The sequence below is a fragment of the Tepidisphaeraceae bacterium genome (assembly GCA_035998445.1).
Classification (GTDB): domain Bacteria; phylum Planctomycetota; class Phycisphaerae; order Tepidisphaerales; family Tepidisphaeraceae; genus DASYHQ01.
Map to the genome: position 1 here is coordinate 87270 of DASYHQ010000017.1, position 14620 is coordinate 101889.

At 64.6% G+C, this 14620-nt stretch carries 13 protein-coding genes; 11 read left to right on the top strand and 2 right to left on the bottom strand.

The window, feature by feature from the left end; translation table 11 throughout:
• Positions 1 to 255 precede the first annotated feature (255 nt).
• A complete protein-coding gene (locus VGN72_05835) occupies positions 256 to 678 on the top strand; it encodes a VOC family protein (protein ID HEV7298868.1) in 423 nt (140 codons plus the stop codon).
• A 270-nt stretch (positions 679 to 948) separates the two neighbouring features.
• Here the strand turns inward: VGN72_05835 and VGN72_05840 are convergent, their stop codons facing one another.
• Positions 949 to 2118, bottom strand: coding sequence for an EAL domain-containing protein (locus VGN72_05840; GenBank protein HEV7298869.1), 1170 nt, complete (start codon positions 2116 to 2118; stop codon positions 949 to 951).
• A 497-nt stretch (positions 2119 to 2615) separates the two neighbouring features.
• On the opposite strand from VGN72_05840, the gene VGN72_05845 reads away from it, so the two are divergent.
• The 9 genes from VGN72_05845 to VGN72_05885 all read left to right on the top strand — a co-directional run bounded on the left by VGN72_05845 (position 2616) and on the right by VGN72_05885 (position 12671).
• Entirely contained in the window at positions 2616 to 4154 is a 1539-nt protein-coding gene (locus VGN72_05845; GenBank protein HEV7298870.1) for a hypothetical protein, read from the top strand.
• A 22-nt stretch (positions 4155 to 4176) separates the two neighbouring features.
• The gene (locus VGN72_05850; protein HEV7298871.1) at positions 4177 to 5151 is read left to right on the top strand and encodes an NAD-dependent epimerase/dehydratase family protein; all 975 of its coding nucleotides are present in this window, start codon (positions 4177 to 4179) and stop codon (positions 5149 to 5151) included.
• Entirely contained in the window at positions 5141 to 5890 is a 750-nt protein-coding gene (locus VGN72_05855; GenBank protein ID HEV7298872.1) for a class I SAM-dependent methyltransferase, read from the top strand. The genes VGN72_05850 and VGN72_05855 overlap by 11 nt, the downstream gene beginning before the upstream one ends.
• On the top strand, positions 5887 to 7137 hold the full coding sequence (locus VGN72_05860; GenBank protein HEV7298873.1) for a glycosyltransferase family 2 protein: 1251 nt from the start codon (positions 5887 to 5889) through the stop codon (positions 7135 to 7137). Before VGN72_05855 ends, VGN72_05860 begins: the two co-directional genes overlap by 4 nt.
• Before the next feature lie 97 nt (positions 7138 to 7234).
• Positions 7235 to 8362: a class I SAM-dependent methyltransferase gene (locus VGN72_05865; GenBank protein HEV7298874.1), complete on the top strand. Its 1128-nt coding sequence runs from the start codon at positions 7235 to 7237 to the stop codon at positions 8360 to 8362.
• Positions 8363 to 8501: 139 nt separating this feature from the next.
• Positions 8502 to 9530, top strand: a complete 1029-nt coding sequence (locus tag VGN72_05870; GenBank protein ID HEV7298875.1) for a Gfo/Idh/MocA family oxidoreductase — start codon at positions 8502 to 8504, stop codon at positions 9528 to 9530.
• Positions 9531 to 9609: 79 nt separating this feature from the next.
• Positions 9610 to 10572 carry an NAD-dependent epimerase/dehydratase family protein gene (locus VGN72_05875; protein HEV7298876.1) on the top strand — a complete coding sequence of 321 codons (963 nt, stop codon included), beginning with the start codon at positions 9610 to 9612 and terminating at the stop codon, positions 10570 to 10572.
• Between the two features lie 192 nt (positions 10573 to 10764).
• Positions 10765 to 11607 carry an SDR family oxidoreductase gene (locus VGN72_05880; protein ID HEV7298877.1) on the top strand — a complete coding sequence of 281 codons (843 nt, stop codon included), beginning with the start codon at positions 10765 to 10767 and terminating at the stop codon, positions 11605 to 11607.
• An 83-nt stretch (positions 11608 to 11690) separates the two neighbouring features.
• Positions 11691 to 12671 (top strand): Gfo/Idh/MocA family oxidoreductase, encoded by a 981-nt coding sequence (locus VGN72_05885; GenBank protein ID HEV7298878.1) that lies wholly within the window; start codon positions 11691 to 11693, stop codon positions 12669 to 12671.
• A gap of 23 nt (positions 12672 to 12694) precedes the next feature.
• On the opposite strand, the gene VGN72_05890 is transcribed toward VGN72_05885, so the two are convergent.
• On the bottom strand, positions 12695 to 13423 hold the full coding sequence (locus VGN72_05890; GenBank protein ID HEV7298879.1) for an AraC family transcriptional regulator: 729 nt from the start codon (positions 13421 to 13423) through the stop codon (positions 12695 to 12697).
• 218 nt (positions 13424 to 13641) lie between these two features.
• On the opposite strand from VGN72_05890, the gene VGN72_05895 reads away from it, so the two are divergent.
• The gene (locus tag VGN72_05895; protein HEV7298880.1) at positions 13642 to 14574 is read left to right on the top strand and encodes a phytanoyl-CoA dioxygenase family protein; all 933 of its coding nucleotides are present in this window, start codon (positions 13642 to 13644) and stop codon (positions 14572 to 14574) included.
• Positions 14575 to 14620: the final 46 nt, after the last annotated feature.

A 14620-nucleotide genomic window follows, 5' to 3' on the forward strand; every position in this document is an offset into this window, starting at 1 on the left:
ACGATACCGCACACCCTAATTGAACGGACGAAGCAATGTCAATCAGCAATCCGCGTGGCGTGCCGGTGCAGTCGCACGTCGACACGCGAGACCGGTTATACGGATTGGGTTTGATTCCTGCGCGTACCACGGGCGGCTCGCCCGTGTCTTGCCGTAACAAACACGGTCGGGCCGCCCGTGGTACGGCAGATCAACGCGTACGTATTGAACCCGATCCGTACTACTTCTGCGCTTGCCCCGCTGCGGTTGAAATGCATGGCCGCAGCGGCGAGCATCAGCCACATGCAGCTTTCCGTTGAACACGTCGCGTGGCAGGTGGACGATCCCGTCGCGGTCGCGCAGTGGTACGTGAGGCACCTGGGCTTCCGGGTCGTCCGCCGGAACGACAACGACCCCGCCCGCACGCACTTCCTGGCCGACGCCGGCGGGCGGTGCGTCGTCGAGATCTACCGCAACCCCGCGGCCAGCGTGCCCAACTACCGCGCGATGCACCACCTGCACCTGCACCTGGCCCTGGCCGTGACCGACCCACGGGCCACGCGCGACGCGCTGCTGGCGGCCGGCTGCACGGTCGACGACGACCTCCGCACCACGCCCGCCGGCGACCAGCTCTGCATGCTGCGCGACCCGTTCGGCTTCGCCGTCCAGCTGTGCAGGCGCGCCCGCCCGCTGATCTGACCGCGGTCGAGCGGGGGCCGGTGGTGCTGCTGCGCGACGCCGTGGGACAACGGGCGGGCAAGGCCGCGTCATCGCCACCTGTCGCGTCCCAAGTTTAGCCGCGGGCTTGCGCGCGATGGAAGCAAACATGCCACCGCGAGCAAGCTCGCGGCGAAACCCGGGACGCTACGGTTGGAACTGACGCGCGATACGGTCGACAAACGCTGCGACGCGATTGTGACATCGTGCGATCCCGCGACGAAGGGAGGCGGCAGGGGGCGGCGGCGGGGGTCACGCCACGCGGCGCGCGTGTTCCGGCCAGTTGATCTCGGCCGGGGGGCAGGCGGGCTTGGCAAACAGGAACCCCTGCAGCAAATCGGCGCCGCAGTCGATGCTCAGCTGCATCTGGCTGGCGGTCTCGATGCCCTCGGCGATCACCTGCGCGCCGGCGTCGTGCGACGCGGTCACCAGTTCGCATACCCGCGCGCGGGCGGCGGGGTCGGTTTCGGCCCGCACGACCAGGTCGCGGTCGAGCTTCACGAAGTCGGGGTGCAACTCTTCAATGTACTTCACGCTGCTGAAGCCCGCCCCCATGTCGTCCACCGCCGTCGCGACGCCGCGCTCGCGGTAATAGTTCAGGATGTTCAGCAGGCGATCCATGTCGGGGATCTGCTCGGTCTCCACGACTTCGAACACGATGCGAGAGAGGTCAACGCGGAACTTGCGGGCGGCCTCCATCGTGGTGCGCAGGCAGATCTCGGGATCGTAGATCGTGTTGGGCATGAAGTTGATGAACAGCTTCTCATCGCGGGCGATGAACTTCGAGGCGTTGTAGATCGCGCAGCGGCGGGCCCGCTGGTCGAGCTGGTGTTGCAGGTTCAGCGCCTCGCATGCGCCGATGATCTGCCCGGCGCCGTAGTTCGTGCCGCTGACCGGTTCGCGGGCGCGCATCAGGGCTTCCTGCCCAACGACCTTGCCCGTGCGGGCGTCGACGATCGGATGGAAGACGCTGTACAGCCAGCCCTCCTCCAGCGCGTCGCGCACCCACTCGTGTTCCCAGGTGGCCAGCATCTTCGAAAGCGGTTCGGCGAAGATCAGGGCGTTGACGGCGTCGCGGTCGGTGTGAACGCCGCGCGGCGCGTAGGTGGCGCGGATGCAGGACTGCGTGTACGCCGACACCTGCTTGCGCAGCACGACCGCCACTTCCGACAACTGACGAAGCGAACCGGTCACCACCAGCAGCGCCCCGAGTTGGGTGGCCCGAAAGTTAGCGGTGGCAAGCACCGCTTCCAGCACCGCCGACGCATCGGCGTCCTGCGCAGCCAGCAGCACGGCACCGATGCCGGGGGCTCGGCCTGGGACCTGTTCGCAGCGCAGGCAACCGTTGGCCGTCGGGGCACAGGCGGTCTTGCAGGCTTCATGTTGTTTGGGTGACGAGCAGGTGGTGGCAATCTCTTGCATAGCGAACAACTCCGGTACTACAAAATCGGCAACTCCATAATTCATCGTCTGGTCCGCAAACCGTCTTAATTGCGTCAGAATGACACTTCTCCCGTTATTTGCAGCCGCCCGGCATGTCGGATACCGTCGCCGATTCGCCGGGCAGCAGTACGACGCGGTGATCGCGACCGACGTGATCAAGCGCGCATCAAAAACGACGTCGCCGTCGTTCGGGTGATGTAGTCGTTGCTGAAGCCGGGCGGGGATTTGATGATCGCAGTGCCGGCCGGTCCGAAGCTGTTCGGGGATTCCGACGAACAGGTGAAGCACTATCAACCAGGACACGCTCAAGATGTACCGCGAGGTGCTGCCGAGCGGGGTGCGGGTGCTCCGGATCGACATGAACACGCGTGCTAGCGCATCGAGATGGAGAACAGACCAAACTCATGACGGAACTTTCGCCCCCCTCCTCGTCGATCGACCCACCCCCCTACGCTCCTGTAGCCAACGATTTGCCGTTGGCAGCCCCCGCGGAAGGTCGATGGGAACGCTGGATTCTGCGCCTCGGCGTGCCGCTGCTGATCCTCGTGATCATGCAGGTCCAGATCTTCTACACTACCTCCGGGCACATGTACGGCACGACCAAGAGGGGTGCGCACGCCTGGTGGGGTGGATCGCACTATTACAACGCCTTAGCCGACGGCTTCGTGAAGGGTGAGGTGTCGCTGGCGGAACGGCCCTCGGCGGACCTGACGTCGCAGGCCGACCCGTACGACCCAGCTCAAAATTCCGGCCGAAAGCTGCACGACGCCATCCTGTTCAAGGGCGCCGACGGGGAGTGGCGCTACTACTTGTACTGGGGCCCGGTCCCGGCGGCCCTCGTTGCGGTCGTCAAGTTGATCGCGGGCACGGAGACGGTCGTCCATGACCAGCACCTCACGATGCTGTTCTCGTGCATGACGCTCTTGAGCACGGCGCTGATCTTCCTATGGATCCGCAGGCACCTGATACCCGAGACGCCGTTAACGCTGCTGTTTTTCGTGATCGCGATGGCCGGATTGCTGCCCACGCAGTTGTACTTCATCGCGAGACCGATGGTGTACGAGGCGTCGATCCAAGGCGGGCAGGCGTTCCTGATCGCCGGGACGTTCTGCGCATTACTGGGTGCGGGCACGCGCGTGCGGTGGGTGGCGCTGCTGCTGGCAGGTCTCTTCTGGGCGATGGCGATGGGGACGCGGCCAAGCCTGTCGCCGGCGATTGCGGTGATGTCGTTCATGATCGCTGGCCGGGTCTGGTCGCTGGTGGGCATCCGCAACTGGCGGGCATGGCTGCCGTCGGCGCTGGCGCTGGGCCTGCCGCTCCTGCTGGCGCTGGGGCTCTGGCTGACCTACAACTACGCGCGGTTCCAGGACCCGCTGGAGTTCGGCTTCATCTATCAGTTGGCTGGTACGGACACCCGGCGCCTCGCGGAGCTGGGCTACTCGTCGTGGCGGTTGATCGAGACGAACGTGACGTCGTACCTGACGACCCCGGTGAAGATCATCGGCACGTTCCCGTTCATCACCGCCACCGGCTCGCTGCCGGAGTTGCCGTTGACCCACTACGTCCCGGCGCACATGGCGTTCGAGTCGACCGGCGGGCTGCTGTGGACCTCGCCGATCCTGTACTTCGCGGTGGTGCCGCTCCTGCTGGCCGCCCTCGAATGGCGGCGGCGGCGGGCCAACTCGAACGCCGAGAAGTGGACATCGATGATGTTCATCGTTGGCGCGGTCGTCGGCATCCTGCCTGCGCTGACGCTGACGGCGACCACGATGCGTTACCTGATGGATTGCCTGCCAATGCTCGCGCTGGCGGCTGGCGTGGGCATCTGGCAGGCGGCGCGACCGTTCGTGCGGGCCGGGCGCACATACTATACACTGGCCGGGATACTGTGGGTCGTGTCGGCGTGGACGCTGTTGGTCGCGCTGATGTTCGGGTTCACCGGTTACTCACCCGGCGCGTTCGAAGAGCGTAACCCCAAGCTGTGGCAAAAGTTCCAGGTATTTTTCGCCTCGTAGATCATTGCGACGGGCTTCCCTTATGGCCAAGTATTTCATTGTCGGTGGTGCCGGGTTCATCGGCAGTCACCTCGTGCGCCACCTGCTGGCCGACGAGCCCGACGCCGCCGTCGCCATTTACGACAACTTCTCCAGTGGCCGCGAGTGGCACCTCGGTGAGAACCTCAGTTCGCCGCGCGTGACCATTGTTCGAGGCGACGTGAAGGACCTGCCCGCCCTGACGGCCGCCATGGCCGGTCACGAGCACGTTTACCACTTCGCGTCCAACCCCGACATCGCAAAGGCCGTCAAACAGCCCGACATCGACTTCTGGGAAGGCACCTACCTCACCCAAAACGTTCTGGAAGCCATGCGGCAATCCGGCGTGAAGAAGCTCACCTATGCCAGTGGCAGTGGCGTGTACGGCGACACGGGCAGCACGCCGGTTTACGAAGATTACGCCCCCCTGCTTCCCATCAGCACCTACGGCGCCAGCAAGCTGGCCGGTGAAGCGCTCATCAACGCCTACTGCTACATGTTCGACATGGCCGCCCTGGCGTTCCGCTTCGCCAACGTGGTCGGCCCGCACCAGACGCACGGCGTGTCGTACGACTTCATCCGCCGGCTGATGGAGGACCCCACGCAGCTGGCCATCCTGGGCGACGGCCAGCAAAGCAAGTCGTACGTGCACGTGGACGACGTCGTCAGCGCCCTGCGCTTCGTCGCGGCGCGGGGCATGAGCGGGTTTGGCTATTACAATGTGGCCACGGAAGATTACGTCACCGTCCGCGAGATCGCCGACCTAGTCTGCGCCCGCCTGGGCATCACCGGCACGACCTACCACTTCGGGGGTGGCGCCCGCGGCTGGAAGGGCGACGTGCCGCTCGTGCGCTTCGATTCGAGCAAGCTGCGCGCGCTCGGTTGGCGCAACGGGCGCACCGCCGTTCAGGCCCTGCAAGACTCGATCGACTCGATGATCGCCGACGCCAAAGAAGGAAACCTCTATCGTGCGAGCTGAAGAAATCCTGGCCAACGTGAACGAGAAGAACGTCGCCACCACCTGGGACGACGCGCACCACTATTCCCCCGCCCCGCGGCATCGCCGGCGGTTGATCATGAAGGCGCTGCGCGGCATTCAGTTCAGCGACTGCCTGGACGCCGGTTGCGCCCAGCCGTTCCTGATCGAGGAGATCGCCCAGCGGTTCAACGTCAAAGGCTACGGCTGCGACATCTCCGACCAGGTGATGGCCGCGGCGCGCCAGAGCCACCCTGCGATGGAGTTCCAGGCGCTGGACCTCACCGCCGAGCGCTGGCCCGGCGACAAGCAGTTCGACCTCGTCGTCTGCAGCGAGGTGCTCGAACACATTCCCGAATGGCGGCTGGCGCTGGCCAATTTGGTCAAGATGACCCGCAAGCACCTGCTGATCACCGTGCCGGGCGGCAAGATCCGCATCATGGACAAGATGGTCGGGCACCATCAGCACTTCAGTGGCGCCGAACTGCGCGAGGAACTGAACAAGCACGACTTCGACGTGCAGTACGTGCGCCGCTGGGGCTTCCCGATGCACTCGATGTACAAGTCGAGCATCAGCATGCTCTCGCCCGACAAGCTCTACGACTCGTTCGCCGGCGGCAAGTACGGCACCGGTCAGAAGCTCATCAGCAACATGATCTACGGCACCTTCTTCCTCAACGACCTCTTCGGTGGTGGCGAGCAGGTGCTGTGCATGTCGCACCGCAAGGGGACCAGCCAATGACGGCCGCCGCTACGCAGTCCACCACAACAACGACCCCTGCTGAGGCAACGCGCCCCGATGGCGCCGCCAACGACGCGCCGCTGGTCACCATCCTCGTCCCCTGCATGAACGAGGAACTGGTCGTCGGCGAGTTCGTCGACTGGTGCTGGCAGGGCCTGCGCGACGCGGGCGTCACCGGTGAGGTGGTCCTGATCGACTCCAGTTCCGACCGCTCGCCCGAGATCGCCGAGGCGCGCGGTGCGCGCATCTGCAGCGTGCCGAAGCGCGGGCTGGGACGGGCCTACATCGACGGCCTGAGCGCCGTGCGCGGCAAGTACGTGATCGTGGGCGACTGCGATTTGACCTACGACTTCCGCGAGATCGGGCCGTTCATCCAGAAGTTGAACGAGGGATACGACTTCGTGATGGGCACGCGCATGAAGGGCCGCATCGACGAGGGCGCCATGCCCAAGATGCACCGCTACTTCGGCACGCCCGTGACCACCTGGATGCTCAACCGCATCTACAAGACGCCGTTCAGCGACATCCACTGCGGCATGCGCGGCTTGACGCTCGACGCGTTCAAACGACTGGATTTGCAGAGCCAGAGCTGGCAGTACGCGTCGGAGATGATCATCAAGTCGGTCCACATGGGCTTCCGCAACACGGAAGTGCCCATCCACTTCCTGAAGGACCGCGAGGGCCGCGTCAGCCACCTGAAGCGCGGCGGGTACTTCACGTTCCTGGCACCCTGGTACGCCGGGTGGATCACGCTGCAGGCGATGTTCACCTTCGGCGCCGACTATTTCCTGTTCAAGCCGGGCATCATCCTGCTGGCGCTGGGCCTGCTGCTCACGCTGCCACTGAGCTTCGGCCCGCTAACGGTCGGCGGTATCGGTTTGAGCCTGCACTGGATGCTGCTGGGCCTTACGATCAGCCTGCTGGGTTTGCAGATGGTGCTGATGGGCATCGTGGCCAAGGTGCTCTACGACTATCAGGGCCACGTCACAAACTGGTGGTTGCGCCTGTTCAACTACAACCGCGCAATGATCGTCGCGATGGCGTTGTTCGTCGTCGGCGTCGCCTGCGCGATGCCGCTGGTCTGGCTGTACGTCAGCAGCGGCCTGGCGCTGCCACCGGAACTGGGCTGGCAGAACTATCTCTTGGTGACCGGCCTGCTGGCCGTGGTGGCGTCGTTCCTCGTCTTCTCGTTCACGCTGTTGCTGCACGCGACGGATTCCATCAAGAAACGCAGAGGTGGTGTTTAGCCGCGAGCTTGCTCGCGATAAACGGTCCACCTCGCGAGCAAGCTCGCGGCTAAACGGCGACCGACGCGCGGCTTCGTCTATTTGAACGAACTAAGACATGCAAAACCTGACCTGGACATCCTCCCCCGACTCAATCGCCTGCCAGGATGGCAACGGCGCCACGGTTTACCGCGACTCGCAGGACCACTGGACGAACGCCGTCTGCCGGCTGCTGGGCCTCTCGGACGCCGAGGGCCGCCAATGGGTGGAAACCGTCGCGGCGGTCGCGCGGCAGCAGCATGCGACGCCGTTCGACCGCCTGTCGATCGACGCCGCCTTGGCCGTGCTACGACAGGCAACCCACCAGTACTTTTCGATTCCCGAACGCACGCCCGCGCTGCCCCCCACGCCGGGCCCAACCGGTGCCAAGGCCGACCTCTGGTACGCCACCACGATGCGCGAGGCCCCCGAGTTTGCCGTCGCGGGCAACGCTGCGCATCAGCATGGCTGGCTGATCGACACTCGGGCCACCAGCGAACGGTTGACCGAAACGGTCGAGTACGACCAATCCTATTTCGAAGGTGAGACACACGGCCTGGGTTACGGCAAGTACCTCGAACAGCAGGGCTGGCGGCTGGAGAAGGCCGCGCGGCTCATCCGGCAGATCGACGCCGCCTGCTTATACGCCGGTCACACGCTACCGGCCGACAAGCGCGCGATCGACATCGGCAGTGGCTACGGCTTCTTCCGCAAGGCGCTCGGCGATGCCGGCTGGCAGCACGATGGCGTCGAGCTGTCCGCTTACGCCTGCGAGGTCGGCAGAAAGCTCTTCGGCTTCGACACCTACGCCGGCAGCGCCGAGGCCTACTTAGCCGAAATGAACGCCGCCGGGCGGTATCACCTGGCCGGCCTGTGGGATGTGATCGAGCACGTCCCCGACCCCGCCGAGACGTTCCGCACGATCGCGACGCTGCTGGCGCCCGGCGGCCTGGTCGCCATCCGCACGCCGAGCATCGCCGCGGTGGAACTGGACGTCTTTGGGCCGGCGTATCACTCGCTGAAGAAGGAACACTTGAACTACTTCTCGCCGGCCAGCCTAGGGCGGCTCCTGGGCGAGGCGGGACTGTCGCCGCTGTTGATCACAACGCAATCTCACCTGCTGAACGGGTTCTTCCCGGGCAAGGTGCTGACGTACGACAAGGTGTTGAAGGGTTCGGATATCTTCGCGGTGGCGAGGAAGGTTTGAGGAAGAATGACCAATGTCCAAGCCAGAATGACCAGTCAATGACGAATGTCCAATGACCAATGGGGGGCAATCGCTTCTTTGGTCATTGGGATTTGGACATTCATCGGTCATTAGGGTTTGGTCATTGGATTTTATAACTATGTCGCAATTGAGAATCGCCATCTTCGGTGCGGGCCTGTTGGGTCGCGAGCGGCTCAAGGCCGTGCGCACGCTGCAGAAGCGCGGCCGTGACGTCGTGGTCAGTGGGGTGTTCGACCCGCACCTCGGCGACGTCGCCAAGTTCAAGGCCGACTTCGACGTGCCGCTGTACAAGGATGAAGCCCAACTGCTGGCCGACAAGCCCGACTGGATCGTCGTAGCCACGCCGCACGACAGCGCCCCGGGCATTGCGATCGCCGCGATGGAGCGCGGGTGCAAGGTCTTGCTCGAAAAGCCGATGGGCCGTGGGCTGAGCGAGGCGCAGACGATCCTGGCGAACGAAAAGTTCCCCGGCCAGCTTTGGGTCGGCTTCAACTACCGCTTCTTCGAAGGCTTGGCCGCGGCGCTGCGCGATTTGCGGGCGGGCGCGTTCGGCAAGCTGATCTCGATCAACATGCTGCTGGGCCACGGTCACCAACCCGGGGCCGAGAAAAGCTGGAAGCTGGACCCGATCGCAGCGGGCGGTGGCTGCCTGATTGACCCCGGCATTCACCTGCTGGACCTCTGCCACTACTTCGCCGGGCCAAACGTGACCGCGATCGGTGGCCGGGCCTGGAGCGGGTATTGGAACACCGGCATTGAAGAAGAATGCAACCTGCTGCTGGACGGCGGCGAGGGCGTGACGATCAACCTGCAGGTGTCGATCGTCCGCTGGCGCAGCGCGATGCGCATCGAGCTGCACGGCACCGAGGGCTACGCGATCATCACCGGTAAGAACCGCAGCTTCGGCCCGCAGAAGTACGTGCGCGGCAAGCGCTGGGGCTGGCTGGGTGGCGGCACGCAGGCCGATTCGGAACAGACCGTCATCGAGACCACCGGCGAGGACGTGTTCGCCGACGAACTGGACGCCATGCTGTTCCCCGACCCCAGCCGTCTGGCCCAACCGTGCGATGCGCAGCAAGGCCTGGCCAGCATGCAACTGCTGGCCGACTGTCGCCGCGTGATGGGCCTGAACGATGGTGTTGCCTGACCAGAACCGCCGCTGGCGCGCCGTTCGATGCAACGAAGAAGAGATTGAGCTGACTGCCCGATCGTGAAGAAGGATTGTTATGCGTTATTTCGTCACCGGCGGCGCCGGGTTTATCGGTAGCAACCTGGTCGATCGCCTGCTGGCGGGCGGGCACAGCGTCACCGCGTACGACAACCTCGTCACCGGGCAGCTTCGTTTCCTGGACGACGCCCACAAGACCGGTGGCGACCGCTTCAAGCTCGTCGAAGGCGACATCCTCGACGACGCCCGACTCGCCGCTGCCATGGCCGGCCACGACTTCGTCTTCCACCTGGCCGCCAACGCCGACGTGCGCTTCGGCACCGACCACCCGCGCAAGGACCTCGAGCAGAACACGATCGCGACCTACAACGTGCTGGAATCGATGCGGCACGCGAAGATCAGCCAGATCGCGTTCTCGTCCACCGGCAGCATCTACGGTGAAAGCCCGGTCATCCCGACGCCGGAGGATGCGCCGTTTCCCATCCAGACGAGCCTGTACGGCGCCAGCAAGCTGGCCGGTGAAGGTTTGATCGCCGCCTACTGCAGCGGGTTTAACTTCCGCGCGTTCATCTTCCGCTTCGTCTCCATACTCGGCGAACGCTACACGCACGGTCACGTGTTCGACTTTTACGATCAGCTGGCGCAACACCCCGGCCACATCCGCGTGCTGGGCAACGGCCTGCAGCGCAAGAGCTACCTCTACGTGCAGGACTGCATCGACGCGATCTTCACCGTCATCGAACGCTCGACCGAGGCGGTGAACATCTACAACCTGGGCACCGACCAATACTGCCAGGTAAACGATTCGCTCGGCTGGATCTGCCGCACGATGGACGTGCAACCCGAACGCCAGTACACCGGCGGCGACCGCGGGTGGATCGGGGACAACCCGTTCATCTTCCTGGACACGAAAAAGGTCCGCTCGCTCGGCTGGCAGCCAAAGCTGTCGATCGAGCAAGGCGTTGTGCGGACCGTCGAATACCTCGCGGCCAACCCGTGGGTGTTCGAAGCACGCAGCTAGGGAGCCACGAAGGCGCGAAGGCACAATGGGAGACACGGCGTGATGCGGGTTGATCTTTCTTCTGTAGGACAGGCATTCCTGCCTGTCTCTCCCCCCGCTCTCCCCCCGTATTCGGTCTTCTGTGGCACAGACATTTTTGTCTATGTCTCCCCCGGCTTTTCTGATCTGCGACACACTGAATAGGATCCCAACGTGCCTGCCGACTACGCAAAACAAATCGCCCTCGTCACCGGCGCCTCGCGCGGCCTCGGCCGCGAGATCACGAAACACCTCGCCACCGCCGGCTTCACCGTCGCCGCGGTCGCGCGCGACGCGGCCGCGCTAGATGAAACCGTCACCTACGCCGGCGGCAACGTCAAACCCTTCGCTGCGGACCTGGCGAACCTTGATTCGCTTCCCAACCTCATCACGACCATCACCCGCGACCTCGGCCCGATCAACGTGCTGGTAAACAACGCCGCCATCCAGGGCCCCATGGGCCTGTTCGACGAGTTGGACTTCACCCAATGGCGGGCCGTGTTCGACGCCAACCTGTTTGCCCCGATGCGCCTCTGCCAGCTCGTGCTGCCCGCGATGCGCCAGCGCAAGGCCGGCAAGATCATCAACCTGTCCGGTGGTGGCGCCACCGCGCCGCGGCCGCACGTGACGGCGTACGCCGGCAGCAAGTGCGCCATGGCGCGGCTCACCGAAACGCTGGCGACCGAGTACCGCGAGTTTAACGTCGACATCAACGCTGTTGCGCCCGGCGCGATGAACACGCGCATGCTGCAGGAAACCCTCGCCGCCCAACTGCCGCTCGAACACGCCAAGGCGATCCAGCAACAACAGACCGGTGGCGCCCCACCCGAAAAGGCCGCCGAGCTGATCGCCTGGCTCGCGTCGCCCACCAGTAATGGCATCACCGGCCGGCTCATCAGCGCCGTGTGGGACGGCTGGCGCGACCTGCCATCCCATCGCGACGATCTGGAGAAGTTCGCCGACCTCTACACGCTGCGGCGGGTGATTCCGAAGGACCGTGGGTTGAGCTGGGAGTAGCTTTCGTACCACGGGCGGCCCGCCCGTGTTTCCGGATGAACGCGAAGAGAAGACACGGGCGGGCCGCCCGTGGTACGGCAAATATGAACATCGCCATCATTGGTTGCGGGCTGATCGGGAACAAGCGGGCCAAGGCCCTGCCGAAGGACGACGTTCTCATCGCCGCGGCAGACGTGAACACGGCCCGGGCGCAGCAGTTTGCGGCCAGCTACCCGAGTTGCAAGCACGTCTCGACCGACTGGCAGGCGATCGTCACGCGCGACGACGTCGACGCCGTTGTCGTCGCCACAACGAACGACCAGCTTGCTCCGGTGACGCTGGCGGCCATCGAAGCGGGTAAGCACGTGCTGGTGGAAAAGCCCGCCGCCCGTAGCGCCGCCGAGATCGCCCCCCTGCTGCCCGCGGCAACGAAACACAAGGTCGCGGTGAAGGTGGGGTTCAACCATCGCTGTCACCCGGCGTTGCTGAAGGCCCGCGAGATCGTCGACAGTGGCGCGCTCGGTCCCATGATGTTCGTCCGCGGCCGCTACGGACATGGCGGGCGGTTAGGCATGGAAAAGGAATGGCGCGGCAACCCCGAAATCGCCGGCGGTGGTGAAATGCTGGACCAGGGCGTCCACCTGATCGACCTCGCCCGCTGGTTCCTCGGCGACTTCACCGACGTCAGTGGTCACGTCGGCACGTTCTTCTGGAACTGGCCCGTTGAAGACAACGGCTTCGCCCTCCTGAAAACCGCCGATGCCAAGGTCGCCTGGCTGCACGCCAGTTGCAGCGAGTGGAAGAACCTATTCAGCCTCGAAATCTACGGCCGCGACGGCAAGCTCGCGATCGACGGCCTCGGTGGCAGTTATGGATTAGAGCGCCTCGCGTTCTACAAAATGCTGCCCCAAATGGGCCCGCCGGAGACGACGATCTGGGAGTATCCCGGTGAAGACAGGAGCTGGCAGGTCGAGTGGAGCCAGTTCAAGGAAGCGGCCTTCGCTCGCACCGCGCCTGACAGCGGCAACCTGAACGACGCCTACGCGACGCTGAAGATCATCGATCAACTCTACGGGCGAAACTGACGCCCGACTGTGCGATCGACGCATCACCTTCCACTCGACCGCCGGCGGAACTCGGCCGGCGAGACGCCGACGATCTGCTTGAATCGCTTGGAAAAGTGAAACGCGTCGCAAAAGCCGCAACGCTCGGCCACCGTGGCCAGCGTGAGGCGCGGGTCGACTAACATGTTGGCGGCTGCGTCGATCGCGCGGGTGGTGCGGTAGCGGCTGGGCGTCATGCCCGACAGTTTGGCAAACCGCTTGCGAAAGGTGTCGAACGGCATCCCCAACTGCCGCGAGACGGTGTTGAGCGACGCCGGGCTGTCCAGCGGTATCGCGTCGATCAATCCCTTGGCCGCCGACAACCACGCCTGCCCCCCTTCCCCTTGCCGTGATGCCGTCGCGATGTCTGCGAGCAACTGCTGCATGCGGCACAGCGATTCCAACCCCGCCGCCAGATCGCCACCGGTCGGCTCACCGGCCGCGGTGATGAAGCGGCGCAGCCAATATTCGACCGGTTCGAGGTGAACGATCGGCCCCTCGGCGCCAATCAATCCCGCGGCCCGCCACGCATCGAACACGGGGCCGTCGAAGACGACGTAGAACTCCTCCCACGTCCCATCCGCCGGCGGGCCATACGTGTGCGCCACCTCTGGGTACACGAAGATCAGATCCCCCGCCCGCACGGGAATGCGGGGCCCGTTGGCCTCGCTGTAGTACCCCTGCCCCGCCAGCAGGTAAACGACCGCGTATTTGCCGAAAATCCGCATGCCCATACCACTGCCCCCCGGCATATGGCGGACAAACCCGGCGCTGTTTACGCCACCTGCCGCGGGAATCGCCGCATTCTGGCAGATAAGCCGGCTCGAATGATCACTGGAATCAATGGCGACATGCATGCCAAAATATACATGCACTGAACCAATCAGGCCATTCCGTAACCGGATTTTACATGGCATGTTCAGTGCGTAGTCACTCGAACAAGGGAAACGCAATGTCCGCTTCAACCATGACGCTGCCACGACTGACGATGATGGGCGAGGAGATCGAGGCCGTTGAAAACCTCGACGATTGCACGCCTCTGCTGAACGACCCCGACGCCTTGCGCCAGCAGATGGCGACGAACGGGTACGTCTACCTCCCCGGCTACCTCGGTCGCGATCGCGTGAAGGCGGCCCGGCGCGTGTTTATCGATGAACTGCAGCGCCGTGGCATGTTGCATCCCGACCGCGACCCGATGGACGGCTTTTACAACCCCGCCGCTGGCGCGCCCGGCTTTGCCGGTGGCCGGTTGGAGACGTTGTTCCCCGATCCACAGCCGATTCACGACGCGCTCTACACCGGCCCGATGATGGCCTTCTTCCGCACGCTCTTCGGTGACGGCATCGACGTACGCCACTACGACTACACCTGGACGCGCCAGGTGAACCCCGGCCCAGCCACGCCGCTCCACTCCGACGTCGTCTACATGGGCCGTGGCACGCATGAGCTGTACACCGCTTGGACGCCGATGGGCGACAACAGCTTCGACCTTGGCGGTTTGATCCTGCTTGAGGGGTCGAATAACCACGCCGGTCTGGCCAAGTCGTACTGGCGGTCGGACGTCGACTCCTTCTGCAGCAACAAAGCCGACAAACGCGACGGTTGGGCCAAGGCCAACGGTATGGGCGGCAGCCTGCGCGGTTCCGCCAACCAGATCCGCCGCAGCTTGGGCGGCAAGCGTTGGGTGACGGCCGACTATCGCATGGGCGACGTGGTGCTCTTCAGCGTCTACACCGTACACGGCGGCACCGACAACCGCAGCGACCGCCTCCGCCTCTCGACCGACACCCGCTATCAGCGCGCCGACCAGCCCGCTGACGAACGCTGGATCGGTGAACAGCCCGCGGCCCACGGCCCCAACGCCAAACGCGGCCTGATCTGCTGATGAGGCCTGGCGTTCACCCGCACACCGGTCTTGCCGCTTCAGCGGT